This is a genomic window from Spirosoma sp. 209, assembly GCF_002006735.1.
Classification (GTDB): Bacteria; Bacteroidota; Bacteroidia; order Cytophagales; family Spirosomataceae; genus Spirosoma; species Spirosoma sordidisoli.
Genome location: NZ_MVEC01000016.1, coordinates 98,138 through 123,983, shown reverse-complemented (window position 1 = coordinate 123,983; position 25,846 = coordinate 98,138). Strand labels below are relative to the sequence as shown.

At 55.5% G+C, this 25,846-nt stretch carries 26 protein-coding genes; 12 read left to right on the top strand and 14 right to left on the bottom strand.

All coding sequences use genetic code 11. The features are described 5' to 3' along the window. Positions 1 to 39: 39 nt before the first annotated feature. Positions 40 to 1,077: an endolytic transglycosylase MltG gene (mltG, locus tag B1C80_RS22365; protein ID WP_077923440.1), complete on the bottom strand. Its 1,038-nt coding sequence runs from the start codon at positions 1,075 to 1,077 to the stop codon at positions 40 to 42. A 61-nt stretch (positions 1,078 to 1,138) separates the two neighbouring features. Here mltG and B1C80_RS22360 point away from each other — a divergent pair, with 61 nt between their 5' ends. The 6 genes from B1C80_RS22360 to B1C80_RS22335 all read left to right on the top strand — a co-directional run bounded on the left by B1C80_RS22360 (position 1,139) and on the right by B1C80_RS22335 (position 5,463). Then, a complete protein-coding gene (locus tag B1C80_RS22360) occupies positions 1,139 to 1,639 on the top strand; it encodes a DUF4440 domain-containing protein (protein WP_236648891.1) in 501 nt (166 codons plus the stop codon). 110 nt (positions 1,640 to 1,749) lie between these two features. Beyond that, a complete protein-coding gene (locus B1C80_RS22355) occupies positions 1,750 to 2,967 on the top strand; it encodes an MFS transporter (RefSeq protein ID WP_129601503.1) in 1,218 nt (405 codons plus the stop codon). Further along, complete coding sequence (locus tag B1C80_RS22350; RefSeq protein WP_077923437.1) at positions 2,967 to 3,371, top strand: hypothetical protein; 405 nt, start codon at positions 2,967 to 2,969, stop codon at positions 3,369 to 3,371. The genes B1C80_RS22355 and B1C80_RS22350 overlap by 1 nt, the downstream gene beginning before the upstream one ends. Before the next feature lie 264 nt (positions 3,372 to 3,635). Next, the gene (locus B1C80_RS22345) at positions 3,636 to 4,202 is read left to right on the top strand and encodes a carboxymuconolactone decarboxylase family protein (protein WP_077923436.1); all 567 of its coding nucleotides are present in this window, start codon (positions 3,636 to 3,638) and stop codon (positions 4,200 to 4,202) included. Between the two features lie 9 nt (positions 4,203 to 4,211). Further along, the gene (locus B1C80_RS22340) at positions 4,212 to 5,069 is read left to right on the top strand and encodes a hypothetical protein (RefSeq protein ID WP_077923435.1); all 858 of its coding nucleotides are present in this window, start codon (positions 4,212 to 4,214) and stop codon (positions 5,067 to 5,069) included. A gap of 16 nt (positions 5,070 to 5,085) precedes the next feature. Beyond that, positions 5,086 to 5,463 carry a response regulator gene (locus tag B1C80_RS22335; RefSeq protein ID WP_077923434.1) on the top strand — a complete coding sequence of 126 codons (378 nt, stop codon included), beginning with the start codon at positions 5,086 to 5,088 and terminating at the stop codon, positions 5,461 to 5,463. Between the two features lie 81 nt (positions 5,464 to 5,544). Here B1C80_RS22335 and hslU read toward each other — a convergent pair whose 3' ends face one another. Together hslU and B1C80_RS22325 are read right to left on the bottom strand one after the other, a co-directional pair. Then, the gene (gene hslU, locus B1C80_RS22330) at positions 5,545 to 6,936 is read right to left on the bottom strand and encodes an ATP-dependent protease ATPase subunit HslU (protein ID WP_077923433.1); all 1,392 of its coding nucleotides are present in this window, start codon (positions 6,934 to 6,936) and stop codon (positions 5,545 to 5,547) included. Positions 6,937 to 7,105: 169 nt separating this feature from the next. After that, on the bottom strand, positions 7,106 to 8,311 hold the full coding sequence (locus B1C80_RS22325; protein WP_077923432.1) for an aminotransferase class V-fold PLP-dependent enzyme: 1,206 nt from the start codon (positions 8,309 to 8,311) through the stop codon (positions 7,106 to 7,108). A 106-nt stretch (positions 8,312 to 8,417) separates the two neighbouring features. Here B1C80_RS22325 and B1C80_RS22320 point away from each other — a divergent pair, with 106 nt between their 5' ends. Then, positions 8,418 to 8,969, top strand: coding sequence for a hypothetical protein (locus tag B1C80_RS22320; protein ID WP_077923431.1), 552 nt, complete (start codon positions 8,418 to 8,420; stop codon positions 8,967 to 8,969). An 88-nt stretch (positions 8,970 to 9,057) separates the two neighbouring features. Here the strand turns inward: B1C80_RS22320 and B1C80_RS22315 are convergent, their stop codons facing one another. Together B1C80_RS22315 and xerD are read right to left on the bottom strand one after the other, a co-directional pair. Then, on the bottom strand, positions 9,058 to 9,624 hold the full coding sequence (locus B1C80_RS22315; protein WP_077923430.1) for a pentapeptide repeat-containing protein: 567 nt from the start codon (positions 9,622 to 9,624) through the stop codon (positions 9,058 to 9,060). A gap of 69 nt (positions 9,625 to 9,693) precedes the next feature. Continuing rightward, entirely contained in the window at positions 9,694 to 10,599 is a 906-nt protein-coding gene (gene xerD / locus B1C80_RS22310) for a site-specific tyrosine recombinase XerD (RefSeq protein WP_077923429.1), read from the bottom strand. Between the two features lie 98 nt (positions 10,600 to 10,697). On the opposite strand from xerD, the gene aroQ reads away from it, so the two are divergent. Beyond that, positions 10,698 to 11,120 (top strand): type II 3-dehydroquinate dehydratase, encoded by a 423-nt coding sequence (aroQ, locus tag B1C80_RS22305; RefSeq protein ID WP_077923428.1) that lies wholly within the window; start codon positions 10,698 to 10,700, stop codon positions 11,118 to 11,120. A 26-nt stretch (positions 11,121 to 11,146) separates the two neighbouring features. Here aroQ and B1C80_RS22300 read toward each other — a convergent pair whose 3' ends face one another. Further along, positions 11,147 to 11,479: a hypothetical protein gene (locus B1C80_RS22300; protein WP_077923427.1), complete on the bottom strand. Its 333-nt coding sequence runs from the start codon at positions 11,477 to 11,479 to the stop codon at positions 11,147 to 11,149. Positions 11,480 to 11,753: 274 nt separating this feature from the next. On the opposite strand from B1C80_RS22300, the gene ispG reads away from it, so the two are divergent. From ispG to B1C80_RS22280, 4 genes are all read left to right on the top strand, one after another. After that, complete coding sequence (ispG, locus tag B1C80_RS22295) at positions 11,754 to 13,787, top strand: (E)-4-hydroxy-3-methylbut-2-enyl-diphosphate synthase (protein WP_077923463.1); 2,034 nt, start codon at positions 11,754 to 11,756, stop codon at positions 13,785 to 13,787. A 77-nt stretch (positions 13,788 to 13,864) separates the two neighbouring features. Beyond that, the gene (locus B1C80_RS22290) at positions 13,865 to 14,053 is read left to right on the top strand and encodes a DUF6728 family protein (protein WP_077923462.1); all 189 of its coding nucleotides are present in this window, start codon (positions 13,865 to 13,867) and stop codon (positions 14,051 to 14,053) included. Between the two features lie 18 nt (positions 14,054 to 14,071). After that, positions 14,072 to 14,422: an MmcQ/YjbR family DNA-binding protein gene (locus B1C80_RS22285; protein WP_077923426.1), complete on the top strand. Its 351-nt coding sequence runs from the start codon at positions 14,072 to 14,074 to the stop codon at positions 14,420 to 14,422. 65 nt (positions 14,423 to 14,487) lie between these two features. Beyond that, on the top strand, positions 14,488 to 15,042 hold the full coding sequence (locus B1C80_RS22280; RefSeq protein ID WP_077923425.1) for a tetratricopeptide repeat protein: 555 nt from the start codon (positions 14,488 to 14,490) through the stop codon (positions 15,040 to 15,042). 11 nt (positions 15,043 to 15,053) lie between these two features. Here B1C80_RS22280 and B1C80_RS22275 read toward each other — a convergent pair whose 3' ends face one another. The 8 genes from B1C80_RS22275 to B1C80_RS22240 form a co-directional block, all read right to left on the bottom strand. Continuing rightward, complete coding sequence (locus tag B1C80_RS22275) at positions 15,054 to 16,715, bottom strand: FAD-dependent oxidoreductase (protein WP_077923424.1); 1,662 nt, start codon at positions 16,713 to 16,715, stop codon at positions 15,054 to 15,056. 24 nt (positions 16,716 to 16,739) lie between these two features. After that, positions 16,740 to 18,170: a RagB/SusD family nutrient uptake outer membrane protein gene (locus B1C80_RS22270; RefSeq protein WP_077923423.1), complete on the bottom strand. Its 1,431-nt coding sequence runs from the start codon at positions 18,168 to 18,170 to the stop codon at positions 16,740 to 16,742. 20 nt (positions 18,171 to 18,190) lie between these two features. After that, positions 18,191 to 21,613, bottom strand: a complete 3,423-nt coding sequence (locus B1C80_RS22265) for a TonB-dependent receptor (RefSeq protein ID WP_077923422.1) — start codon at positions 21,611 to 21,613, stop codon at positions 18,191 to 18,193. Positions 21,614 to 21,651: 38 nt separating this feature from the next. Beyond that, positions 21,652 to 22,653: a FecR family protein gene (locus tag B1C80_RS22260; RefSeq protein ID WP_077923421.1), complete on the bottom strand. Its 1,002-nt coding sequence runs from the start codon at positions 22,651 to 22,653 to the stop codon at positions 21,652 to 21,654. Positions 22,654 to 22,665: 12 nt separating this feature from the next. After that, the gene (locus tag B1C80_RS22255; RefSeq protein WP_077923420.1) at positions 22,666 to 23,223 is read right to left on the bottom strand and encodes an RNA polymerase sigma-70 factor; all 558 of its coding nucleotides are present in this window, start codon (positions 23,221 to 23,223) and stop codon (positions 22,666 to 22,668) included. A 153-nt stretch (positions 23,224 to 23,376) separates the two neighbouring features. Next, positions 23,377 to 24,534 carry a thioredoxin family protein gene (locus tag B1C80_RS22250; protein ID WP_077923461.1) on the bottom strand — a complete coding sequence of 386 codons (1,158 nt, stop codon included), beginning with the start codon at positions 24,532 to 24,534 and terminating at the stop codon, positions 23,377 to 23,379. A gap of 72 nt (positions 24,535 to 24,606) precedes the next feature. After that, entirely contained in the window at positions 24,607 to 24,957 is a 351-nt protein-coding gene (gene gldC, locus B1C80_RS22245; RefSeq protein ID WP_077923419.1) for a gliding motility protein GldC, read from the bottom strand. Positions 24,958 to 24,977: 20 nt separating this feature from the next. Then, positions 24,978 to 25,748, bottom strand: coding sequence for a DUF4197 domain-containing protein (locus tag B1C80_RS22240; RefSeq protein WP_077923460.1), 771 nt, complete (start codon positions 25,746 to 25,748; stop codon positions 24,978 to 24,980). Positions 25,749 to 25,846 lie beyond the last annotated feature (98 nt).

Sequence of the window (25,846 nt, the reverse complement as noted above, 5' to 3'; positions counted from 1 at the left end):
GCAGTACCGTTGCCTCATTCGTTGTAAACGGGTGTTCTCTTATTTCATGATTTTCATCCGGGTCAGCGCCTGCTGATAAAGCCGGGCGTTGGCCAGATGTTCTGAAAGAGTTTTGGAGAAGGTATGGTAGCCGTTGAACCGCGCGTCGACGACGAAATACAGGTAGTCGTGCTGTTCTGCATTCAGGACCGCGTCGATCGTGGCCGGGGCGGGGAGGTTGATGGGCCCCGGGGGCAGGCCAGCGTATCGATAGGTGTTGTACGGCGAATCGACTGTGAGCTGCCGGTTCAGCAGCCGCCGGATGCTGAAGTCGCGCAGGGCAAAAATGACCGTGGGGTCGGCTTCCAGCTTGATGCCCCGTTTGAGCCGGTTCAGGTAAACACCAGCCACACGGGGCTGCTCGTCACGTTTGTTGGTTTCGGCCGCAACGATCGATGCCAGCACCTGAGTCTGGGTCTGGCTCAGACCCAGCGCCTGTGCCTTGGCCTTCCGCTCGGGGGTCCAGAACTTTTTATATTCGGAGCCCATACGCTCCAGGAAGGCGTCGGGTTTGATTGTCCAGAAGAATTCGTAGGTGTTGGGCAGAAACAGACAAACGATGGTGGTGGTGTCGAAACCATACTTCTGGCAGACGGCCGGATCGTTAAGCCGTTCGGCCAGCGATTCCGGGCCAAAGGCAAACTTGCTGCCCAGCCGCTGGATCAAATCGCTTTTCTGACGCATGCTGTTAAAGGTCACCGTCATGGGGTCCTGGCTGCCGCTCCGCAGTTTGACCAGCGCAGCCCGGTTGCTCATACGGGGTTCGATCTCGTACCGCCCTTCTTTTACCCGCTCGGGGTACTTCATAAGCTTGGCCAGAAACCGGAACGACATCTCGTCATTGATGACTTTATGCTTCTGGAGGGTATCCATGACCGACTCGAACGTAGCGCCTTTCGGAATCAGCAGGGCAAAGGTCGGATCGTTCTCACGGACCTGAAGATTAGGGCTTTTGAATATCTGCCAGAAATAAAACGTGAACGTCGTTAGCAGGATAGAGACGGTGAGGAAGATACCAATTTTAAGGTTACGCGACATAACGAGGGGACGGTATTATTCCGCAAATTTACGCCAAAACTGTACCAAACACCTACCACTTGTGAAGAACACCTTACTTCTTCTTGTACTGACTGGCTTATTGACGGATTCGTGCCGCTCGCGGGTAGAGAGTCCACGGGCTATGAACCCGGCAGCTGCTACCCGTCAGCGGGCCATCGATGAAATTCGGGAAGCCGATCTGAACTTTAGTATGCTATCCGAAAAGCAGGGTATGGCCAAGGCCTTTACTACTTACGCTGCTGACGACGCGATCAAACTCAACGAGGGCGCTCCGCCCACCATTGGGTTCGACTCACTGCGGGCCCAGATGGCCCGGCTGCCCCGAACCGGGACCACCCTGACCTGGCAGGTTCTCAAGGCAGATGCGGCTCAGTCGGGCGAACTGGGCTACACCTTTGGGCAGTGGCTCCTGACCAGCAAGGGCGAGTCGGGCGTAGCCAAACGGGCAGAAGGGGTATACATGACCGTCTGGAAACGACAGCGCAACGGCCAATGGCGGTTCGTGCTCGACGGCGGTAACACCACCACGCCAACGGAATAAATCAGCCTTTCTGGTGGCCAGCTCGGTGGGAGCCCACAATAAATCCTGCTGATTCCAGTAAGCCTTGTCCTGAAAAAGGCGTAAATTTGGGCGAACTAAATCAACTCGTTTTGGTCGTTCGCCCATTCTCATTTCCTCGTCAGGCCGACGGTACAGCCCTCTACACGTTCTCGTTCTGGTTGCTCTGTATCAGCAACTTTCTATTCTCGGCAAGTTTCTCCATGATGATTCCGGAGCTGCCCGATTACCTGACCAGGCTGGGCGGACGGGAATATGTCGGTCTGATCATCGCCCTGTTTACCCTCACGGCCGGAGTGTCGAGGCCTTTCAGCGGTAAAATTACGGATACGGTCGGGCGGGTGCCGGTAATGGCCTTTGGTTCGCTGGTTTGTTTCGTGTGCGGATTCCTGTACCCGTATTTGCTGACGGTATGGGGGTTTCTGACGCTGCGGCTGATTCACGGCTTCTCGACCGGCACGAAACCGACCGCTACGGCAGCCTACGTGGCCGACGTGGTACCAGCAACGCGTCGGGGCGAAGCCATGGGGATGCTGGGGCTCTTCACGGCCATGGGCATGTCGCTGGGCCCGGCCATTGGGAGCTGGCTGGCCGATGATTTTTCGATGAACGTCATGTTCTGGACTTCGTCGGCGTTTGCGCTGCTATCGATCGGTATTCTGCTCCGTATGCCCGAGACGCTGGTTAATCCCGAACCGTTCCGGTTTGGGTTGCTGAAGCTGCGCAAAGACGAACTCTTCGACTGGCAGGCCTGGCCTCCGTTTGTGGTCCTGCTGCTGCAGTCCGTGTCTTACGGTACGGTGCTGACGGTGGTATCGACCCTGAGTGGGCTGCTGGGCATAGCGAATAAAGGCTTATTTTTTACGGTTTATACGGTGGCCTCGCTGGTAGTTCGGATGGTATTCAGCCGTACTTCCGACCGGTATGGGCGGGTACCGGTACTCCTGGTGTCGACAACGGCGCTGGCTCTGTCGATGGGGCTGCTGATGCTGGTTGATCCAGCCAACGCCAACGCCAGGGTGTATTTCTGGACGGCTGCCGTTGGGTTTGGGCTGGCCTCGGGAATGAACTCGCCGACCGTACAGGCCTGGACGGCCGACCTCGCCGATGAGCACACCCGCGGGCGGGCTATGGCTACCATGTACATTGCGCTGGAAGCTGGTATCGGCCTGGGGGCGGTTGCCGCGGGTTGGATGCTGAACCACGTTCCCGGAGTGGCGGGCATCGACGCATCGTTCGGTTTTTCGGGGGTGCTGGCGCTGGGTGCTGTCGCTTATCTGGCCTGGTACCAACGTCGGCGAACTGCCTGATGGAAATCGAAGCCCGTATCCGCCCGCTGGTCGACGCCCTGAATGCTACCGGGCTGGTGCAGACGTTCAGCAGCTGCGAAGGGCACTTTGCCCCGGAAGAGCAAACCCTGGTAGACCGTAACCAGGCTGAAGTTCGGTTCATACCGGCATCCGGAATCCAGTCACCGCAGGTCGAGAGGCTGCTGGCCTCCGTGCTCATCCGCTTTAAACAGAGCCATGGCCTGGTTCCTACGACAGTAACCGGCTTCAAGCTATTCACCCCCCTTGACGAGGTGGAGGTAGAGGAGACGTTCGTACTGCAGCTACGGCCGTTCAACCGATTCGATTCGCCGAACCATAAGCGGGCCGACACCGATCGGGCAATTCAACTGATCGTCGCTATTCTCGGTCAGATGAAAAGATAAGCAGCCGGAAAACGGTCATTTACTGGTAAGTGTTTATGCCTAGTTAATGAATACGACCTGGAAATGGCCTTATTTCACGACTATTTGTAAAATATACCTTGAAGTATGCTATTTTGTTAACCATAAATATATATTTGTAAGTTATCGGTGGCCAATACACTGCAGGCAAGGTCTTTACCGCCTGGAGCGAAAACATCGATCTGCTTAAACCGTAGATTTCTTCATTACTCTTTACGCCAACTCATTCCTGTTCGCTCACAATTCATGAACCAACTTTCTCTTTTCAAAACTATACACTACAACGAAGCCTCTCCCGAAGTACAGCAGATTTACGACGAAACGAAGCGGGAACTGGGCTTGCCTTTTGTGCTGAACTGGTTTAAGTGTCAGGGAAGTAACCCGGTATTGCTGCGGGGAAACTGGGCCAAACTACGCGCTACGCTCATTCAGGGGTCGGTACCGAATGTGCTCAAGCAGCTGATTATTTACAATGTATCGGCCCAGCGGGGGTGCCAGTATTGTGCAAAAGCGCACTCAATTTTTGCCAACTCGATGGGCAAATCGTTCGGAAGTGATTTTGTTATCACGGAGAACCTGGATAGCGATCTGATTCCACTCAGTTATCGCATAGCGGTTAAGGTCGTAACGAACGCTGCCCTTAATTCGGCCTCGGTAACGGCCAACGATTTTCAGCAGCTTTTCGACGCTGGATTTGACGAACAGGAGATTCAGGAGCTGATGGCCCAGGCCGATCTGGTCAATATGCTCAATACAATTGCCAATATATCCGGCATCAGAATCGACAACGAACTATTGGAAATAGACGCTTAACACTGCGCTTTGTCTACCAGCCTGGAGTTTAAATACCGTATCATCTACGAATCCTTATCGCGATTTTCGAGCACGCTAAGCCGCTCGATGACGCTGGAGGAGGTGAGGTCCTGTCTACAGCGGCAGGTGAAGTACCTGTTCGACTACCAGCTGATCCGGTTCTGCTTCTATCAGCAGGAGTACGTTATCGTCTGCTCACTCACCCCGGTCAGTAGTCAGATCCGGTCTGGTGGGCTTGATCTGATGTGGGCGTATGAGCAGAGGCTTCTCGCGGATAATGTGCCGGTCATCACCGAAGATCAGGCTCTGATCTCGGAAAACGTACGTCAGCTATCTCTGCAACTACCCTGTACACCATCGGAGCTGTGGGGCTGGAATAACGTTTTCTCAGCCGACTCCGGCATTATCGTGTCGGTTTATTCGGGGCTTGACCGCCAGTTTCAGTCCACCGACGTGCCGGTTCTAAAAATTACCCTGGAGAACTTATACGCCAAGCTCCTATCGATTCAGCTGATCGAAGAATTGGGTAAGAGTAAAAAAGAGATTGAACAGGCGCTGCTGGGAGTACAGGAAAAAAACGCGGTCATTGCCCGGCTGGTAGCTACGCAGGATGAAATTATCCGTAGTCGTACGCAGGAACTTGAGGAGAAAAATACGAAGCTGCTCCAGTTATCTCGGCAACACGCCCACATCATTCGCGAGCCTCTTACGCGCATCCTGAGCCTGACCTACATGGTCGAAATATTACCCGCCGACGAGGTGGTTACGGAAATACTTCCGTTGCTCGTCACAACATCAACTGACCTGGACACGGCCTTGCAGCAGGTCATAAAAAGCATTGATTCAGAGCTTGGCTACCCGGGCTGAATACCCGCAACAGATTATGGTTACTATTATGCTGGTCGACGATAGCAGTATCTGCAATCTTCTGATGAAGAAAGTACTGAGTCGCTTACCCATTTCAATCGGGATACAGGACTTTACGGATCCTGTAGAGGCTTTCGCTCAACTGCCACAACTTAACCCAGGCCTTATCTTTCTCGATCTGAACATGCCGGAACTGGATGGCTGGGGATTTCTGGAAAAAATGAAGGAAGCAGGATTGACCAACCGGGTCATCATTCTTTCCTCCTCCACCAGCGATCGGGACCGGATGCGCTGCGATGAATTTCCGAATGTGCTGGCCTACCATACCAAGCCGCTAACCCACGCGATGGTGACGGCCCTGATGAGCACCCTTCAGATTGAGTTATTGATTTGAACCCGCATCTCGCGGATACTGGCGAGGACTGGTTGCTGCCGGTTCAGCCGGATGGCGTCAGCCACCACCCGGCTGACAATGCTAGAGAATAAACTGGCTCAGATCCCGGTTCTTGACCAATCCGTTCAGCTTCTCGCCGACCAGTTCTTTGGTTACCACTACCTGCGCGTTGGCACCGATCACGTCGGGAATGTCGAACATAAAGTCGTTCATTAGATGGCTGAGTACGGTCTGCAACCGGCGGGCGCCGATATTCTCAACGTCCTGATTGACCTCAAACGCAATACGAGCCAGTTCGCGCAGGGCGTCGTCCTGAAAATTCAGGCTTACGTTTTCGGCCTGTAGCATGGCTTCGTACTGTTTGGTCAGCGCGTTCTTGGGTTCTTTCAGAATCTGGTAAAAATCGTCTTCCGACAGGCTCTGTAGTTCGACCCGGATCGGGAAGCGGCCCTGCAACTCCGGAATCAGATCGCTCGGCTTGGCAACATGGAAAGCCCCCGCAGCAATGAACAGAATGTGGTCGGTATGAATAACGCCGTACTTGGTGTTTACCGCACTGCCTTCCACAATGGGTAACAGGTCGCGCTGTACGCCTTCACGACTCACGTCAGGGCCTCCACCGCCATTGCCTGACCGGGCCGAGGCTACCTTATCGATCTCATCGATGAAAATAATGCCGGCATCTTCGGCTTTTCGGATGGCTTCTTCCTTGACCTCATCCATATCGATGAGTTTGGCCGCTTCTTCTTCCAGCAGGATGGTGCGGGCTTCGGCAATGGTCACCTTGCGCTTTTTGCCCCGTTTAGGCATCATGCCGCTCAGCATCTCCTGAATGTTCATCATCGACAGGTCGTCAACGGCTCCGCCCATAACGCCGATGTTGGGCATCTGGGTCTGCTGCACGTCGATGTCGATTTTCCGGTCATCCATCTCGCCGGAGCGGATCTTATCGCGGAAGCGCTCGCGGGTCCGTTCGTTCAGCTCGGCGTCCGGGTCCGACTTCTCATTCTCGAAACCAAGGTGAGGTTGCCCATTGACGGGCTTGACGGGCGGAATCAGAATGTCTAGAATGGCATCTTCAACGGCCTGCTGAGCCCGGACCTGTACGGCCTCTTTCTTAGCCGCCCGCACCATATTGACCGACTGCTCGACCAGGTCGCGTACCATACTCTCTACGTCACGGCCTACGTAACCGACTTCGGTAAATTTAGACGCTTCGACTTTGATAAACGGCGCGTCGGCAATTTTAGCCAGCCGCCGGGCAATCTCGGTTTTCCCGACACCCGTAGCACCGATCATCAGGATATTGTTGGGCGTGATTTCACGCTGCATGTCCGCAACGCTGTTCATCCGGCGCCACCGGTTACGAAGGGCAATCGCAACGTTTCGTTTGGCGTCGTGCTGCCCTATGATATATTGATCGAGCTCGGCAACGATCTGCCGGGGGGTAAGGTCTTTAATTGAAGTTGTCATTGAAAAATGAGGGCAAAGTTGGCCCTCTCCCTGAAGAAGAAACACGCTAACGGGTAAAATGTGCGATTTAATGCCCGGAATTTTGTAAAGCCATGAGCTTCTGTCGAGTTAGCCCGCCCCGTGCTGCCGATCAGCCGGGGCAGGGCGCTGAAGCAGCCAACAGGTAGATTTACCGAAGTACCTCCTGCAAGACATCCGTCAGCACGGTTACGTCGTCCGGCGTATTGTACACGTGCGGGGCAATGCGCAACACGCGGGCGCGGGCCGATACCGACACATTTCTGGCCTGGAGCGCCTGGGATACCGCCATCGGATCGGCCTGTTCGGGCAGCCATACCCCAACCAGGTGGTGACTCCGGCCGCGGGCACCATTAACGGGCTCGACCCGGCAGCCGAGCGTTTCCAGAATAGGCCAGGCGTTGGCTAGTAGCATGCTTGTATAGGCCTGAATCCGCTCGGGCTTCCAGTCGTTGAGTTGCGTTAAGGCGGCTTCGAGCATGGGCATCTGAATAAAATGGGTCGATTCGCCCACGTTGTATCGGTACGCCTTAGGGCGGTAGGCGGGCTGATACTCGGTGAGCCGATGAAACTGATTGCTGTCCAGTCTGTTTGCCCAGCCTTCTTCGAGCGGAATGCCGTCATCGAAGGCGGGGCCGTAATAGGCCAGTCCCAGCGAGTAGGGGCCCATCAGCCATTTGTATCCCACGCAGATCAGCGCATCGGGCTGTACAGCCTGCAGATCGAACGGCAGCGCGCCCACCGACTGGGTTCCGTCAACGGCCAGCCAGGCACCCACCGAACGGGCTCGCTCCCCAATGGCTTCCAGATCGAACCGAGTGCCATACATCCAGTGAACAGGAGGTACCACAACCAGGGCTGTATCGGGCCCGATGGCGTTCAGCAGCCGTTCGTTCCAGCGTTCGCCCAGCGGCTGGGAAGCATCTTCAGATCGGCTGGGCATACTGACGACGTCAATGGATAGCCCCAATTCTTTCGATACCCGGTCCCAGGCATACACATCGCTCGGAAACTCGTCACCAATGAGAACGATCCGCTGGCCAGCCTGCAGGCCCGGTTTGCGGGATAGGTTTCTCGCAACTACCCCCATCCCGTACGACACCGACGGAATAACCGCAATTCGGTCCGGATCAGGATTGTTAATCAGCGCTGAAAACAACGCCCGAACCCGGACAGCCCCGCTGAAAAAATCGTCGGGGTGCAGGCCGAACGGATTCGCCTGCTGGGTCAGGGCATCGTGGCCAGCCTGTTCGACCCGCAGGCTGAACGGCGAACGAGTGGCACAGTTGAGATAATGAATGTTGTTAGGTAATCGGAAGAGGTGCTTCTGACAGGTAAGCGCAAGGGTATCAGACATAAAGAAAAAAAACAGTCAGGAATATTTTACGGAAGAGTCACTGATTAGAGTAATTCTGGCACGAGGTTTGTTTTAAGTTATGTGGTTGAAAAATACTGTAACTTGTATGTTAACAATACTAGGTATTGGGTCACGTGTTTGCCATGATGAGTTTGGCGATGGCGTCGTGATTAATGTCAAACCGACGGCCTACGTCATTACGTTTCAGAAAGACGGCGTGAAGGTACTCAAATTCGATACGCCACTGACCGTTGTGGAGGCTATCGAGCCCGACAGTGATCTGGTGAGTTTGCTCGATGTCGAGCAGGCCATGATGCGGGTGCTGATGCGCTGGTCGGCGCAAACCGGAGCCGAGTCGATGGAAACCGTACCGATGGGAGACAAATGGAAAGGCGGTAAACTCATTCTGAAGCCGGGACGAGCAGACCTGGCATCAAAAGAGATGCCAATAGACGGATTTTTTCACAAAATCGTGCTGATCCGGGATCGGTTGCGGGTGCTTGAACAGCGCGTCAACGCCAGCGAACTGGACGACGAACAGAAGATTAATATTCAACAATATATCACCAAAATATACGGCAGTCTGACCTCGTTCAATCTGCTTTTCAAACATCAGCACCAGCAGTTCGTAGGCGATAGAGCCACGGCTGAGGTCTAGTATTTCATGTAGTTTTGGGTTAGTTAGGTTGGGAGATCCCTGCTATCGATTCGATGGCAGGGACTTTTTTTGAATGATGAATGATTGGTTATTCGATGATGGTGAGGTTGTACTGGGCGAGGAGGCCCGGCAGGTTGTGGAGCGAAAACCTGGCTTTCTTCACCGTATTGTCGTCCAGGTTCATGCGCAGGTTGTAGGAGGTTGAAAAATCGGCCTGAGTCAGGTTGTTCTCGCCAAACTTAGCCAGTTCCAGATTGCAGTGCTTAAAGACCGCGCCCGTCAGGTCACACTTGAGAAAATGAGCTTCTTTCAGCGAGCAGTTCACGAAGCGCGTCTTTTTCAGGTTGCGGCCCAGAAAAACCGTGTAGTCGAGCTGACACTCCTCAAAATCGACGTGGAAGGCAAAGGCGTTACAAAAGCTGAAGTCGACCTGGCTCAACCGGCAGTGGGCAAAATGAACATCGTCGAATTTGGTGTTCTTCACCTGGCACCCGGCCAGATTGCAGGTGTCGAACTGGCAATTGGTGAAATTTGACCGGGCCAGCACCTGCTGCGATAGATCAAGTTTCCTGAACGTACACTGCTCAAATTCGTGATCGTACCAATGGACTGGCAACTGGTCGGGCTGGTCGAAAAGCTGGTTGAAGTATTCCATGTGTAGCTAAAAGACTAGGAACAGGTTTACGAATGATAGCCGGTAGAACTGGATGGCCTGCCGGGTTTTTCAATGTCGGCGGCTCCGGGGGTGGTATTCGCGCAGCGTCTGCTGAAGGTAATCACGGTCGAGGTGGGTGTAGATTTCGGTGGTCGTGATGGATTCGTGGCCGAGCATCTGCTGTACGGCCCGCAGATCGGCACCGCCTTCGATCAGGTGGGTGGCAAACGAGTGCCGGAAGGTATGGGGGCCTATCGTTTTCTGAATACCTACGTCGGCGGTGAGTTTCTTGATCGTTGTAAACACCGTAATGCGTGAGAGCTGCCGGCCCCGCAGGTTCAAAAAAATGGTGTCTTCATCTCCTTTCTGAATGGGCAGCTGCGAACGAACGTGGTCCACATAAATACGGGTATAGTGCATCGCATCCTGACCAATAGGTACGAGCCTGACCTTATCGCCCTTGCCCAGCACCCGGATGAACCCTTCCGTAAAGTAGCAGTTCGTAAGCCGCAGGTTCAGGAGTTCCGAGACCCGCAATCCCGAACTGTAGAGCACTTCGAGCATGGCCCGGTCGCGGGTGCCGCCGGGTGTCGACAGGTCGATTGCGTCCAGAATGGACTCGATTTCGGGGAAGCTAAGCGTGTCGGGCAGTTTGCGGCCAAGCTTGGGCGACTGCAGCAGCTGCGTCGGGTCGTGCTGGATGAGGTTTTCGAGCAGCAGGTATTTGAAAAAGGATTTGAGCCCCGACAGCATCCGCGCCTGGCTGTGTGCCGACAGACCAAGCTCACCCAGATACTTCAGGAAGTTCATTAGCTGCTTCTCCGACACCTGCATGGGCGACAGCGCGGGGTCGGTCAGTAAAATGTACTCATGTAGTTTTTCGGCGTCGTGCAGATACGCTTCTATTGAGTTTTCGGCCAGGGAGCGTTCAAGCTTGAGGTAGTTCTTAAAGGCGTTTATATAACTTTGCCACACAGGAAACGATCGGTTAACAGCCGCACCAGCGACTCCGTCACGAAGTACGCAGTATTCGGCGAAACCGCCAACCAAACGCCCAGACCCGTAAAATCAGTATGAAATCGATTTTAATCATTAATGGCCCCAACCTGAACCTCTTAGGCAAACGGGAGCCGGATATCTACGGTAATCGCTCGTTTGTCGATTACCTGAAAAGTATTGAGCCGCTGTTTCCTGATGTACAGCTGCGCTATTTTCAATCAAATCATGAGGGTGAACTGCTCGACAAAATTCACGAGCTGGGCTTTGATATCCATGGCATTGTGATCAATGCGGGAGCATATACGCACACCTCGATTGCCCTGGCGGACGCTTTATCGGCAGTAACGGCACCGGCGGTAGAGGTGCATATATCCAATGTACACGCCCGGGAGTCGTTCCGGCATCACAGCTACCTGTCGGCCAAGTGTAAAGGGGTAATTGCCGGATTAGGCCTCACTGGCTACGAACTGGCCATCCGGTATCTGCTGACGCTGTAGGCACAGCGTCAGCAGGCGTAAAAGACTTACAGGGTATCCCGTTTGGCGGCCCGTTTGGCTTCGCGCCGGGCTTTCACTTTGTCGGCCTCGCTTTCGATGGCGTTACCGGCTTTGTCGACGCCCCGGTTGATGGCATCGCCAGCATCTTTGGCGGTTTCTTTGGCACCACGGCCTACTTCGGTAGCGGCATCGCCCAAATTACGGCCGGTTTCTTTCATCGAGCCTTTAACCCGGGCTTTACGCTCCATGCGTTCCTGTTTGCGGAGTTCACGGCGGGTCATGCCGGTGCTGTCCTGGGCGTAGGCACCTGCCGACATCAGAAGCACCAGAACCAGTGCTGAAAATACGTTGGTTTTCATAATGTGTTGAGTTGATTGACTTTGGTAGCGTTCCCAACCAGAAATACGAATCATAGTCGGGGACATCCTGTTTACGTTTTAACCGATGCCGTTTGGCAATTGTTTGTCCAAACCCCTGCAACGGCTTAATCGACAGCCTTATATCCGGGTTTAGCCGTATTGCCTGAACCGAACATTTCAGAAAAGCTTACTGTTGTTCTGGCAGATGGGCAACGAAACGGAAACCACCCTTTTCCGTACCTTTGCCCTGACAAACGGCCCTGCCGACACTCGTATGCTCGATTCGCTGCTTACTCCCTCCATTGCCACGGCCACGCCCGATGCGCCGGTGCTTTACACGCCTTCGCTGACTCAATACACCCGTCGGAAAACCATTCCGGTTACCATCGGCAACGTGCCCATGGGGTCCGACTATCCGATACGGGTGCAGTCGATGACCACCATCGATACGATGGATACTGCCGGATCAGTTGAACAGACGATTCGAATGATCGAGGCTGGCTGCGAATACGTACGGATTACGGCCCCATCGGTCAAAGAAGCGCAGAACCTGGAGAATATTCGCAAAGAGCTGCGGGCCCGCGGCTACACCACCCCGCTGATTGCCGATATCCACTTTACCCCGAACGCAGCCGAGCTGGCCGCCCGGATCGTTGAGAAAGTGCGTATCAACCCGGGCAACTATGCCGACCGGAAGCGCTTCGAATTCATTGAGTACACGGATGCTACGTACGCGGCCGAGCTGGACCGTATTCGGGAGAAATTTCTACCGCTGGTGCGTATCTGCAAGGAGTACGGCACAGCCATGCGCATCGGAACAAACCACGGCTCGCTGTCGGACCGGATTCTGAGCCGCTACGGCGATACGCCCGTTGGGATGGTTGAGTCGGCGCTCGAATTCCTGCGGATCTGCGAAGACGAGAACTATTATAACATCGTTCTGTCGATGAAGTCCAGCAACCCGCAGGTGATGGTACAGGCGTATCGGCTGCTGGTGCAGCGGCTGGACGAAGAAGGCCTGAAGCCGTACCCGCTCCACCTGGGCGTAACCGAAGCCGGCGAAGCCGAAGACGGACGGATCAAGTCGGCCCTCGGCATCGGTACCCTGCTCGAAGATGGCATCGGCGATACGGTTCGGGTGTCACTGACCGAAGAGCCGGAGCGCGAAGCCCCCGTAGCCAAAGCCCTGATCGACCGGTATACCAGCCGGGTATCGCAGGATCCGTCGACGGGTGTCCGGCCCATTCCACCGGTAACGACCTACCCAATCAACCCGTTTCAGTACGCCCGCCGAATCACCCACGATGTGGCTAACTTCGGTGGTCAGCACGTGCCGCGGGTTATTGCGGACTTCAGCCATACGCCGGTTCAGGAACATGACGTGCTGCATCCCATCGGTCATTTTTACCTGCCCGTTCCGGACAAGTGGCGCATGAACGACCTGGGTGCCGATTACGTCTACACCGGTTCACGACCCGCCGGATTTATGCTGCCCAATGGCCTGAAAGAAATTCAGGACTATACCATCTGGCAGTCGGCAGGCGACCTGCTTAACATAGTACCCCTGCTGACCGTTGCGCAGTACCAGGCCGCCCGGCAGGGTTCAGGCCCTTTGCACAACCGGCTCAACATCGTGCGGCTGACCCTGGCTGAGCTGTCGCCGTCGCTGCTGGCTCAGCTGCGCGACGATAAAACGGTAGTCCTGCTCATTCATACAGACAATACCCAAGCTATGCCTGAGCTGCGCCGGCTGTTCGTCGAGCTGATGAACCAGGGTATAACAGTGCCGGTCGTCATTGAGCGGGGCTATGCTGACGTAGCCGAAGAAAACGTACCCCTATATGCAGCTACGGATGTAGGTGGGCTGTTGATTGACGGACTCGGCGATGGGCTGATGCTGTCGGTAGCTGCTCAGCCCGAAGCCGATACCCTGAAACGCCTGAACGGACTGGCCTTTGGTATTTTACAGGCCGCCCGGACGCGCATTACCAAAACTGAATACATCTCATGCCCATCCTGTGGCCGAACGCTGTTCGATCTGCAGGAGACAACGGCCATGATCCGGCAGCGGACCGATCACCTCAAGGGGGTGAAGATTGGGATTATGGGCTGTATCGTAAACGGCCCCGGCGAGATGGCCGACGCCGACTACGGCTACGTAGGTATAGGGCGCGATAAGATTGCGCTTTATCGGGGGCAGCAGGTCATCAAGAAGTCGGTGCCGGCCGACCGCGCCGTAGATGAACTGATTGAGCTGATCCGGGAAGATAGTCGGTGGATAGAGCCCGAAAAAGTTGAAACATTTTGATCGAACAGACCGTAAAGTTTGTTCTTCTACAGGGCGGGTTCGTGACCGATGCGTGCCGGGCCCGACTGCGACAACCTATGAACCGTATCTTAGATTACCTCAAAATTGGTCCTGTTTTCGCGTATTTCCTTCGGGTATTCCGGAAGCCTGATCCCAGCCACCCGACCAACGTCAATCTGCGCATGATGCATGGCATCAACCGGATTTCCATCATCATGTTTCTGTTCTGCGTAGGCGTCATGATTTTTCGGGCCTGCACCCGGTAGTCTGCTTTTCACTGGGTTATGAATACCGAAACACTGCGCGACTACTGTCTGGCCAAACCCGGTACTACAGAGTCATTTCCGTTTGATGAGGCAACGCTCGTTTTTAAAGTAGGCAACAAAATATTTGCTCTGCTTGATACCGAAAGCCGCCCCACCACGCTGAACCTGAAATGCGACCCGGAGCGGGCCGTTCAGCTCCGCGAAACCTATGAGTCAGTGCAGCCCGGCTATCATATGAATAAGGTGCACTGGAATACGATAACGGTAGACGGACGGGTTCGGAGCAGTGACATCCAGGAGTGGATTGATCATTCGTACGAGCTGGTCCGAAAAAGCCTGCCGAAGGCTGTTCGGGAGCAGTTAATGTGAGCAGGCGGCTTGCCCGTACGGGCCTAACTTTTTAAATTCGCAGGGTGTAAAAATCGGACTGTGTTATGGAAGTTGCACTGGTTAGTGTTTTGTTCGTGCTGTATCTGACCATCCGGTATTATCTGGTAGACCATGACACGCCTACCGATAAAGACCGTAAGCGGTTTCAAAAAGGCATTGATCTGATCCTGAAGCGAGAGATTGAAGAAGCACACCGGTATTTTGACGACGCCGTTCGACAGTATCCGAAGTCGGCGCTGGCCTACGCCTGCCGGGGCAAATGCCAGCTGGCCCAGCAAAACTACTACTCGGCGATTTACGACCTGACCCAGGCCGTAAATCGCGACAATACCCTGGCCGACTGTTACCTCGACCGGGGTATTGCCTTTTATCAGATTGAGCAGTATACCGACGCTTTCCGGGAGTTTGACAAAGCCGTCTGGCATTTTCGCGACGAGAAAGCCGATGCCTATCGCTGGCGGGCTCTGGCCCGAATCCAGGTTCGTCAGTTGCCCCAGGCCGAAAGCGATTTACGCCGGGCTGTCTCCATGGGCGATGAGAATTCCTTCCATCTCCTGCGCCAGCCGCCCTTTACGCGGCCGGTCTATCAGGATAAATAAGCCTCACTAGATTACAGGGTGAGTTTCTGCCCGTCTTTCTCCAGCACTGGTCTCAGCGTAGCGTACGGGAGCCGCTGCGGAGATACCTTGTTGTTGATTGCCAGCACCGCGGCTGTAGCGGCCGACTGTCCCAGAATCATAAACACGGGTTCCATCCGAATAGACCCGTAGGCAATGTGTGAGGCCGACATGCATACCGGCACCAGCAGGTTATTGCACTCCGCTTCTTTAGGCACAATAGAGCCGTACGCAATGGAATAGGGCTTATCCGGATGAACGCCAATATCGCCTTCGTCCTGCACAAAACCGTCTGCTTTCACGTAACGCTGGGCGTTGTGGGCATCGAGGGAGTACGAACCCATGCCCACCGAGTTGGGCACATTGGTTTTGCCGAGGGCATCGGCTTCTTTCATCACGAACTCGCCAATCATCCGGCGGGCCTCGCGGATATACAGCTGATGCGGCCAGCCACCGTTGTCGGTAAACTCATCTTTGGGCAGACCCCACTGCTGCATCTTCTCATGTACATCGGCCGGCACCCGGGGGTCGTTCTGCAGGAAGTACATGAGCCCTTTCTGGTACAGTTCGTGATCCTTGATAATGGCCTGCCGGCGCTCGTAGCTGGCTTCGGGGTAGTCGTAGTTTTTGCCGATATAATCGGTGCTGAACGGGCCGTGGTTGTTAGTGTCGGTTTTCCGGTTGGGAATAGGATCGTACTTATTGAAGGTTTCTGTCCAGCCGTTCGCGTATACGCGCGCCAGCAGCTCGTAGCGTTTGGGGTCGTAGCCGGCGGGTTTGGGAAAAGGCACCCGGTTGTCGGGATGGTTACTCAGACACATCCGGAAGCAGTAGGCCTGGATCTTGGTATCGCCCGAGCCTTTGGCCGCGATAGGCTCTGCCGAGACTTCGGGCAGGAGGCCGCTTTTAGGATCGCCGGGTACTACGTAGGGGCTTACATTGGTTTTGAAGTGATGGCCGTGTTGAAAAACCTCGGGCTGTACGCCGTTCCAGGTTTCGCCGTAAACGCTGTTGGCCTCGCGTCCTACGTGGTATTTTACCCCGGCCAGCGCCATCAGGTCGCCCTCGTAGGTGGCGTCGATAAACATCCTGCCTTCGTAGATCGCACCGCTCAGCGTCCTGAATGACTGAATGGAGCTGCCTTTTTTCTGGATACCTCTGGCCGTGCGGTCGAGCCATTCGTCGCGGTAGATGGTGAGTTTATTTTCGCGGACATACTCCTCGAAAACACGTTCGGCTGCGTGCGGTTCAAAAATCCACATCGTTCGGGCGGCCCCGTCGATAGCGGGTGTTCCCTGTCCTTTGTTGCCGTATTCGCTCCGCTTCTGCCAGTTCCAGGATTTGTCGTTCTGGTAGTGGTCATACAGCCGCTGGTAGAAGTTGCGGGCCAGACCACCAATGACCGACTTATCGCCGGTATCGGTAAAGCCAAGCCCGCCCGACGAAAGCCCGCCGAGGTGTTTATCGGGCGAAACGACCAGAACGGATTTCCCCATTTTTTTGACCTGCACGGCGGCTATAACCGCTGCCGACGTACCGCCATAGATAATAACGTCGGCGCGCCGGACGGCGGTGGGTCGATGGGCAGGCGGGGTGTTGCTGGTCAGTAAAACCAGTCCGAGAAAGGCAGTGAAAAAGGAGTTTAGGGTAGTCATACAAACGAATCTATAACTGATTAATCAATAACCCGGATTCTGATCCAGCGCGGGATTTACGTCACGCTCTGTCTGCGGAATGGGAAACAGGTAATGCCGCTCCTGCACGTTGATGCTCGGGTTCTGCGCTTTTATGGCAGTGATGAGCCGTTTGGTCCGCACCAGATCGTACCAGCGATGCCCCTCAAAAGCCAGTTCGAGCCGCCGTTCGAGCAGGACCGCATCCCGAAACTGATCCTGGCTCAGCCCCGTCAGGTCGGTCAGTCCAGCCCGCCGTCGCAGCCGGTTAACGGCCGCGTAAGCCTCGGCATTCCCAGCTGCCTGTTCATTGAGGGCTTCGGCATACATCAGCAGCACATCGGCATAGCGGACAATGGGAAAGTTATTACTGCCGTCGCCGTTAGCGGTTGCGGCAGGGTCCAGGTATTTATACACATAACCGGGAAACTGCACACTGGCCGGAGCGGCTGGCGTAGAGGTGGCTGAATAAAGCCGGATGGTAACGTCGCGCCGTTTGTCGGCCGGGCTGAAGGTCCGGTACAGGTTTTCCGTAACCGGATCATCGCCGAAACCAGCTACCCCGTTGACCCGGTCAAAATTGGGGCGCATGTAGCCCTGCATCCAGCTGCCTTCGTTAAAACCACCGCCCAGGGCCTGCATCTCAAATACCGACTCTTTCCCGTTTTTGTTGGCAATCAGAAACGCTTCATTATAAGTAGCCCACAGGTCATATATACCCAGATCGATTACTTCTTTTGCTTTGGCCGCAGCCCGGGGCCAGTCCTGGCGGGTGAGGTATACTTTGGCCAGAAAGGCTTTGGCCGCTCCCTTCGTGGCCCGGCCCCGGTCTATACCCGTGTACGTAGCTGGCAAAGTAGTCTCGGCCTCGGTGAAATCCTGAACAATGAAGCGGTACACCTCATCCACCGGCGCCCGCGAAACGGTCAGGTTGTTCAGGGAGGTGGTTTCGGTAGTGATCAGCGGCACTCCTCCGAACAGGCGAACCAGCGTGAAGTAATAAAAGCCGCGCATGAACCGGGCTTCGGCAATGTAGCGGGCTTTCAGCGCTTCGTCCATCGGGATGGCAGGTAGTCGGCTTATTACCGTGTTGGCCCGGTTAATGCCCTGGTACAATGTAGTCCATACGGACTGAAAGGTACTGGTGGCGGGTGTGAAGGTGTATTTATCGAGATCGTTTTTAGGCTGGTTGGCCGTTGACCGTCCTCCGCCCCATTCGGCGTCGTCGGTAGCCTGATCCTGAATGATCCACATGACCTGGGCGTAGAGGTTGGGCGACGCCAGCGGGTCGTAAACCGTGCTGACGGCGGCTTTGGCATCGTCGGCGTTCCGGTAAAAATTGGTAGGGGTAAAGTTAGACTCAGGGGTTTGTTCCAGGACGTTGCAGGCACTCAGACCCCCCATCAGCAGGATGCCCAGTAGTATGTTCTTTTTCATGGTTCTGTCAGGATTAGGAATTAGAAACCAACGTTCAGACCAAACAGGACGGTTTTGGCCGCCGGGTAGCTGGCGTAATCAAAACCCTGGCTCCGGCTGTCCTGCCCGAACCGGTTCACCTCCGGATCGTAGCCCGAGTAGTTGGTAAACGTGAGAATGTTTTGCGCGCTGGCATAGACCCGCAGCGATTGAATTTTCAACGTTCGCAGCACAGACTGGGGCAGGTTATAGGCCAGCTGAATGTTCTTGAGCCGCAGGTAGGAGCCGTCTTCGATCTGCCGGGTTGAGATCCGGTTGGCGGGGCGGGTAGTCGATGCTCTGGGGATATCGGTGTTCGTATTGGTGGGCGTCCAGCGGTTCAGCACATCGCGCGACTGGTTGTTGGTGCCGTTCAGATACTCCAGCTCGAAGCGGTTGGCATTCATGATGTCATTGCCGTAGACACCCTGGAAAAATACCGTTAACTCCAGGCCGCTATAGGAGAAGGTGTTGTTGAGGCCGCCCAGCAGTTTGGGTTGAGCGCGTCCAATAATGGCCCGGTCATTATCATCAATTTTCTTGTCGCCGTTCAGATCGGCATACCGACGATCGCCGGGTCGGCGGGCCTGCGGATCGGCGATGGCCGCCAGCTCATCCGGGTTCTGATAGAGCCCGTCGGTTACGTAGCCATAAAACGAGCCCAGCGGTTCGCCCACCCGGATAATACCCGAGCTGAGATTCTGACCAATGTTGGCCACCTGCCCGGCAAAAATCTGCGGTACACCGCCAATGTCCAGCACTTTGTTCTGATTCGTAGCCAGGTTGAGGTCGGTCGACCACTTAAAGGCTTTGGTAAGGTTCCGCGAGGTGATGCTCAGTTCAAAGCCCCGGTTCTCGACCCGCCCCAGGTTACGGATTGCGCTCGAATAGCCCGATGTGCTGGGAATCGTCACGCTCAGCAGCAGATCCTTCGTCCGTTTGAGATAGGCATCGGCCGTAATGATAATCCGGTTGTTGAACAGCCCCAGATCAATACCCATGTCGGCCTGGGTGGTCGTTTCCCAGGAGAGGTCAGGATTGGCAATCTGCGACGGACCGATACCCGTCGATACGCCGTTTCCGAACACATAATTCTGCGTGCCGAGCAGGGAGTAGGCCGGGTAGTTGCCAATACCGTCCTGGTTGCCCGTGGAGCCGTAGGTAGCCCGCACCTTCAGATCGTTGATAACGGCGTTGTTGCGCAGAAACGCTTCTTCGCTGGCCCGCCAGGCCAGGGCTACCGACGGAAAATAGCCGTACCGTTTGTTGGCGCCGAAGCGGCTCGACCCGTCGACCCGGAACGAGGCCGTGAGCAGGTATTTGTCTTTATAGCCGTAATTAACCCTCGACAGATAGGACTCCAGCCCCCAGGTGCCTATGCCCGACGAAGGCGTAAGTGGTACCGAACCCGCCCCCAGATTGCCTGTTCCGAGATTGTCGTTGACGAAGTTGCGGGCCGAAGCGTTGTTGCTTTCGCTGCGGCTGGCCTGCTGTGTATAACCAACCAGCGCCCCAACGCTGTGTACACTGGCAAACGTTCGGTTATAGGTCAGCAGGTTTTCGTTAAGCCAGGTTACGGCCTGGCTGTTGAACAGCGACGCCACACCACCCTGGGCCAGGCCGCTGGCTACCGAACGGGGCAGGTACGAGTCCTGCTTCTGCAGAATGGCATCGATCCCCAGCAGAACGCGCAGGCTCAGTCCTTCAATAATCTGGTAGTCGCCGAACACGTTCCCGAATGTCCGGAAAGCGGTGTTTCGGTTTTTGCTGTCCCGGGCCAGCGCCACCGGGTTGTCGGCGGTGAAGTTCAGCGCGGGACTTGTAAGCAGGTACGTACCGTCGGGGTTCGTTACGGGCAGGATGGGCGGAAACTGCAGGGCGGCTATGGTGACCAGACCCGCACTGCCCAGGTCGCCGTCGGTACGGGACTGGTTGGTGACCGTGCGGTTTACGGTCAGACTGTTGCCTATTTTGAGCCGATCGGTGAGCCTGCGATCCAGATTGATGCGGAACGAGTACCGGTCGAAATCCGAGTTGACCACGATGCCACCCTGTTTGAAATACCCACCCGCTATGGCGTACTGCGTCCGTTCATCGCCCCCGCTGATCGAAAGCTGATAGTTCTGAATCGGAGCGTCCTGATAGATCTGATTCTGCCAGTCGGTTCCTTCGCCAAAAGCGTTGACCTGATCCGGTGTGTAGACCGGGTTCCGGCCCTCGTTGGTGTTGGCATCGTTTACAAACTGCGCATATTCCCGACCGTTGAGAACCGGGTACTTGCGACGAACCGACTGGATGCCGTAGTAACTGTCGAAGTTAATGACTGATCGGCCGGCTTTGCCGCGCTTGGTCGTGATGATTACCACGCCATTGGCACCCCGCGACCCATAGATGGCGGTTGAACTGGCGTCTTTCAGCACGGAGATCGACTCAATATCGCTGGGGTTGAGCGTACTCAACACGTTGAAGCTGGACCCGCTGCCTGCCCCGTCGTTTTTGAACGGAATTCCGTCGATGACGTACAGCGGTTCATTGTCGCCCTGGATCGAGTTGCCACCCCGAATCCGGATGGTGGTTGCGCTGCCCGGAGCGCCCGAGTTCTGGGTAATCTGTACGCCCGCAGCCCGACCCTGCAACGACTGGTCGAGCGACGTGACCGCCACCTTACGAATTTCTTCTACCGGCACCGTAGCGACCGAACCAGTCAGGTCGCTCTTTTTCACCTGCCCATACCCGACCACCACAACTTCGTTCAGGGTCTTATCGCCGACCGTCAGGACCACATCGACGGTGGTTCGATTACCAGCCGCGACCTCCTGCCGTTCGTAGCCGACAAAGCTGAACACCAGGGTAGTGCTGCTGCCTTCCGGTACGGACAGCTGATAGTTGCCGTTGACGTCGGTTGTGGTGCCACGGGTACTGCCTTTTACCACAACGCTGACGCCGGGCAGTGCTTCGCCTTTTTCGGCATCGGTTACCCGCCCCCGGATGGTTACGTCGGCGGGGGCCGTGATTGAACGCGTCTGGAGCCGATCAGGTACCGGCACCGACGACTGCCCGGCTTCGGCCCGACGCAGCAGAATACGCGTGCCCACCACCTCGTAGGCAATGTTAAGGGGGCCCAGCAGCGTGTTCAGCACGTTAATCAGTTTCTCGTTGGTAGCGCGTACGGTTACCAGCTGTCGGGCCGGAATGGTGTTGGAGCTGTAAACAAACCGGATGTCGGCCTGTTTCTCCAGCTCACTGAGTACGCTGCGGACCTGCGCCGACTCCCGCTGTATTGTCACGCCCCGGTTTAGTATGTCCTGGGCGCGGGCACCGTCGGCCAGCGAGAGACCCGCAAAGAGACCGGATAAAAACAACTGAATGAACGTCTGCCGGAGCGTTCTCGACAGCAGCCGAAGAAGTAGCCATTTTGCTTGCATAATAAATCAGGTAAGGAGTTGGGTAAGGGGCGGGGTGCTCAGCGGCAGCCGTCGCCATTGATAAAAATGACCGTGCCGCGCTGCTCGTACGAAGCCCCAACCGACCGGCATAACAAGTCGAGTTGGGTATGAAGGGCAAGCTCGTTTAGGTCGGCCGTTAATCGACAGCGCATCAGTTGGCTGTTTTCAAGGACGATCTCAATACCGTAGGCACTTTGGAGGGCACTGATCACATCGTTGAGCGGGGTATCGTCAAACACCATCGTTTGCCGGTGGGCCGGCGGATTGACGGGCGTCGGTGCGTCGGTAAGCCCCGGCAGCAGCTTTTTCGTTGACTTGTCGAACGTGACCTTCTGGTTCGGCGTCAGAATGACCCCGTTGCGTCGGCGGGGGGCGTTCCGTTCGGCTTCGTAAACCGACACGCGCCCGGTCCGGACCAGCACCTCGATGGCGGGGGCATCATCGTACGACTTAATCGTGAAGCTTGTGCCCAGCACCTCGGTTACCAGATCGCCGGTATGGACCAGGAACGGCTTGGTCAGATTCCGCTTTACGGCAAAAAACGCTTCGCCCCGCAGCAGAATGCTCCGGGTTTTGTTGCCGAAATGCTCCGGGTAGCTCACGCTGCTGTTCGGTTTCAGCACCACGAGGCTACCGTCTTCGAGCGTAATGGTCTGGGGTTTGGCCGAGGTGTTTTTAACGTCGATCACCCCGCGCAGATGAGCGGGCTGATCGGCCAGGGCCGACCCGGAATAGGTAGACCATCGCCACCAGCTGCCCACCGCCAGCAGCAGAACCGTAGCGGCCATACCGGCCCACAGCCGGCGATTATAAAGGATGCGAACAGGCGGACGGGTCGTCCTGGCCGCTATCCGTTGCCAGAGGTGCTGACTCGTGGCCGACTCTTCGGCGGCAGACAGGGCGGGGGGGGCGTGGGTCAGGGTTTGATCGGCCCATTCCTGCATCAGTCGCTCTTCTTCGGGCGTACAATCGCCCTGCAGGTATTTTCGGGCCAGTTCCTGAAAGTCGTGCTGGGTCATAACGAGAGTGGGTTAGTTGTTGGTGTGATAGGCTTTCAGCTGCTCCTTGAGAACTTTGAGCGATTTGGTGATGTGGTACTCAACGGCCTTCTCCGACAGGTTTAACCGGTCGGCGATGGCTTTGACCGACTGCCCGTCGAACCGGCTCATGCGGAAGATCTCCCCTGATTTTTCGGGCAGTTTTTTCATGGCGTCGTCAACGGCCCTGGCCAGATCGGTAAACTGAACCTGATCGTCGGTGCCGAACGACTGCCGGATCTCGTGCAAAATCAGGTACTCCTGAAATTTGCGGTGTGTGATTTGATCTTTAAGGTAGTTGGTCGATGCGTAGCGGATCGCCACGATCAGGTAGGAGCTCAGGTGCCGGATGGTCAGCTGGTCGCGCCGGTGCCATAGGTTTTCGAAGAGGTTCTGCACCAGCTCTTCGGCTTCTTCGCGCGTTCCCGTTTGCTGGAAGGCCACATTGTACAGCTTGTACCAGTACCGCCGGTATATTTCTTCGAAGGCCCGGCCATGACCCTTCTGGAGCCAGCTGACCAACTCGTCATCGCTGCTTTGACTACTAATCATACGAGAGGTAGGGTAGGAGATACGCTGCGTTTACATAGAGTCAATCTAGCGCGGAAAATCCCTAAATGATTGTAAGAAAAAATTGATAAATGCAAAAAGCCCTCCGCTATCGGGTAGCAGAGGGCTTTTGTCAGGGGTGTGTCAGACTGTCTACTAGCGGGATACGCCGAGTCCTCTGGCTTTCTGAGCCGCTTTCTGGGCGTCGTCGGTTTTGCCGCTTCGGCGGTAGGCGGTGGCCAGTTCGGTATACAAGTCGGCCTGCTCTTTGGCGCTGGGCTTCAGCGCCAGCGCTTTGTTGATCCACTTAACAACCGTTGGCGCATCGGTAGCGTCGGGGCTCGACCGGTTGAAAAGACGCGAGATGTACAGATACTCGGGTACCGACAGCTGATTGGCGCTTACCTGGTCGTCCATGCGATCTACGGCTTTTGCCGTCTGCTTAGCCCGGAAATAGGCGTTGACTTCGGGCAGCAGGGTGCGGTTAGCAGCCACCTTCGGGTCGATACCTATCTTGACCAGCCCCTGGCGAACATCCAGAATTTTGCCGATTGGGAACTGGGCTCCGCGTCCGCTATACAGCGACGACATCAGGATGTTTTCGGCTACCTGTCGGGTTGGTTCAGCGCCGTAGGCCTTCCGGTACTGGTCGAGGTGACTCAGCATGTACTGAAACATCGGATTCTCATGGTCGAGGACCAGCTTCTGCAGCGCCAGCCAGTTCGTCTGGTTCGCAAAGGTGGACGGCGATTGCTGGCGGGCGTAGTCGTTCATAGCGGCTATGTTGGCCACCGTATCTTTGGTTACCCGGCCAAGCATGGCGTAGTCGATCAGGAAATTAGGCGACTGTTCGCCCTGCTGATACCTCGACTTCATGGTCTGGCTGCGTACCTGCGGATTCAGGGCGTTGGTACCATGCCGGATTACCTCGTCGGTCGAGTTATTGCTGAGCGCGAAGTGCATCAGGTTCTGCTGCGGATCGAAATACAGGAATAGCGGCAGCGATGGCACAAACAGTCGGCGGCTATCCAGGAAGGCCCGCGTTGAAGGCAGACCGATGTCCAGCTTGGTACTGATGAACTTGCCGTTATAGAACTTACCCACCCGGGCGTCGGCCAGCGTCGGTATGAAACTTTCGCAGACATGGCAGGTCGGCGAAAAAATCTCGACGAACACCGGCTTGCCCGTACGGCGGGCTTCCTGAAAGACAGCAGCAATCGGTGAGGTCCGGAACTGAATTCCTGCTTTTTGAGCCGTAGCGACAGAAACCAGCAGGGCCTGAGCCGCCAGAAGAACGACTAAAATCTTTTTCATGAAGAACGAAATCATGTCTGTTACAGACAGTTTCTAGCAAATTAACGACCAGATTATCCGGATCGGTACCTTCTACTGCTGCTTCTGTTGTTCTTTGATTTCTTCTTCGAGTCGTTTGCTCAGAACCCGGCAGGTATTCTCGATGTCAGTTGCCATTTTCTTATCGCCCGTGGCACTGATGGCTGTGTCGGCAATGCCGCTCATGATTTCGATCAGGAACCGCTTCATGTCGACTACCTCCATGTCCTTGGTCCACAGGTCGATTTTGAGGGTGCTGTTATGGTAATGATCCCAAAGCGCAATGGCAATGGCCCGGGTGTCGCTCAGGCCTTCATTTGGATTGTCGGTAGCGTCCCAGAAAATCTTTTCGGGAACGTTCTGCCCATCTAACTCAACTGAGAAATGAATATCAGACTTTTTCATGGGCGCAAAGTTACGCAGCCCTACCGACTCCCAAACACTCGTTTTAAAATCTCCGACACCCGGGCAGCCGGATTTTCGCGGATTCGCTTCTCTTCCTGAGCTACCAGGATGAATAGTCCGTCAACGGCTTTATTGGTGGCATACTGGGTCAGATTCGGGTTTACTTTCTGCACAAACGGAAGCTTGTTGTAGGTCGTTACCAGATCGCTGTAGTAGCGGGTTGCCTGATTTTTCTTCAGCGTACTGTCGATAATAGGCGTGAACTCGGTCACCAGCTGCTGGCCAGATGTTCGGCGCAGATACTGGGTAGCGGCATCGTTCTGGCCCCGCAGAATAGTAACGGCATCGCCGATGCTCATGGAGGTGATGGCCTTCAAGAAAATGGGTTTGGCTACTTTGGCTCCGTCTTCTGCCGCCCGGTTCAATGACAGCTCAAACTGGTCGACCTGCTTATTGAAACCCAACTGCCGCAGCCGGGCTGCCACTTTCTGCGCTTCGGGCGGGAACGCGATCCGGAGGAGGGGATTCCTGAAATAGCCGTCGGTAGCCGAGGCCTGATCAGCACCTTTGCTGATGCCGACCCGCAGGGCCTCGCGCAGACCCGTGGCGATATCGCTGTTGGTCAGGCTCCCTCCCGATGTGCCGGGCGTCAGCACCTGATCGAGTACCTGTCCAAATATAGTTTTGCGTGGCTTCTGTGGCTGCGACTGCTGACCAGTTGTATCCTGGGCCGACGCAGGCTGGATAAATAAGGGGGCCAGGCAAACCCCCAGCCAGATCATCTTGTTCATGCAATGGATCGTTTTTATGTACTTTTGACCATCAAGAATGAATAATGTAAAGTGGACGGTGATGAAATTTTTCAGGCTGGCTGCTTCAGCGCCCTGAC

Excerpts from the sequence above, each read along its gene's own strand:
- mltG (WP_077923440.1), bottom strand. The coding sequence starts at position 1,077 with ATGTCGCGTAACCTTAAAATTGGTATCTTCCTCACCGTCTCTATCCTG.
- B1C80_RS22350 (WP_077923437.1), top strand. The coding sequence starts at position 2,967 with ATGGAAATCGAAGCCCGTATCCGCCCGCTGGTCGACGCCCTGAATGCT.
- B1C80_RS22345 (WP_077923436.1), top strand. The coding sequence starts at position 3,636 with ATGAACCAACTTTCTCTTTTCAAAACTATACACTACAACGAAGCCTCT.
- B1C80_RS22335 (WP_077923434.1), top strand. The coding sequence starts at position 5,086 with ATGGTTACTATTATGCTGGTCGACGATAGCAGTATCTGCAATCTTCTG.
- hslU (WP_077923433.1), bottom strand. The coding sequence starts at position 6,936 with ATGACAACTTCAATTAAAGACCTTACCCCCCGGCAGATCGTTGCCGAG.
- B1C80_RS22325 (WP_077923432.1), bottom strand. The coding sequence starts at position 8,311 with ATGTCTGATACCCTTGCGCTTACCTGTCAGAAGCACCTCTTCCGATTA.
- B1C80_RS22320 (WP_077923431.1), top strand. The coding sequence starts at position 8,418 with ATGTTAACAATACTAGGTATTGGGTCACGTGTTTGCCATGATGAGTTT.
- B1C80_RS22315 (WP_077923430.1), bottom strand. The coding sequence starts at position 9,624 with ATGGAATACTTCAACCAGCTTTTCGACCAGCCCGACCAGTTGCCAGTC.
- aroQ (WP_077923428.1), top strand. The coding sequence starts at position 10,698 with ATGAAATCGATTTTAATCATTAATGGCCCCAACCTGAACCTCTTAGGC.
- B1C80_RS22300 (WP_077923427.1), bottom strand. The coding sequence starts at position 11,479 with ATGAAAACCAACGTATTTTCAGCACTGGTTCTGGTGCTTCTGATGTCG.
- ispG (WP_077923463.1), top strand. The coding sequence starts at position 11,754 with ATGCTCGATTCGCTGCTTACTCCCTCCATTGCCACGGCCACGCCCGAT.
- B1C80_RS22290 (WP_077923462.1), top strand. The coding sequence starts at position 13,865 with ATGAACCGTATCTTAGATTACCTCAAAATTGGTCCTGTTTTCGCGTAT.
- B1C80_RS22285 (WP_077923426.1), top strand. The coding sequence starts at position 14,072 with ATGAATACCGAAACACTGCGCGACTACTGTCTGGCCAAACCCGGTACT.
- B1C80_RS22280 (WP_077923425.1), top strand. The coding sequence starts at position 14,488 with ATGGAAGTTGCACTGGTTAGTGTTTTGTTCGTGCTGTATCTGACCATC.
- B1C80_RS22275 (WP_077923424.1), bottom strand. The coding sequence starts at position 16,715 with ATGACTACCCTAAACTCCTTTTTCACTGCCTTTCTCGGACTGGTTTTA.
- B1C80_RS22270 (WP_077923423.1), bottom strand. The coding sequence starts at position 18,170 with ATGAAAAAGAACATACTACTGGGCATCCTGCTGATGGGGGGTCTGAGT.
- B1C80_RS22265 (WP_077923422.1), bottom strand. The coding sequence starts at position 21,613 with ATGCAAGCAAAATGGCTACTTCTTCGGCTGCTGTCGAGAACGCTCCGG.
- B1C80_RS22260 (WP_077923421.1), bottom strand. The coding sequence starts at position 22,653 with ATGACCCAGCACGACTTTCAGGAACTGGCCCGAAAATACCTGCAGGGC.
- B1C80_RS22255 (WP_077923420.1), bottom strand. The coding sequence starts at position 23,223 with ATGATTAGTAGTCAAAGCAGCGATGACGAGTTGGTCAGCTGGCTCCAG.
- B1C80_RS22250 (WP_077923461.1), bottom strand. The coding sequence starts at position 24,534 with ATGAAAAAGATTTTAGTCGTTCTTCTGGCGGCTCAGGCCCTGCTGGTT.
- gldC (WP_077923419.1), bottom strand. The coding sequence starts at position 24,957 with ATGAAAAAGTCTGATATTCATTTCTCAGTTGAGTTAGATGGGCAGAAC.
- B1C80_RS22240 (WP_077923460.1), bottom strand. The coding sequence starts at position 25,748 with ATGAACAAGATGATCTGGCTGGGGGTTTGCCTGGCCCCCTTATTTATC.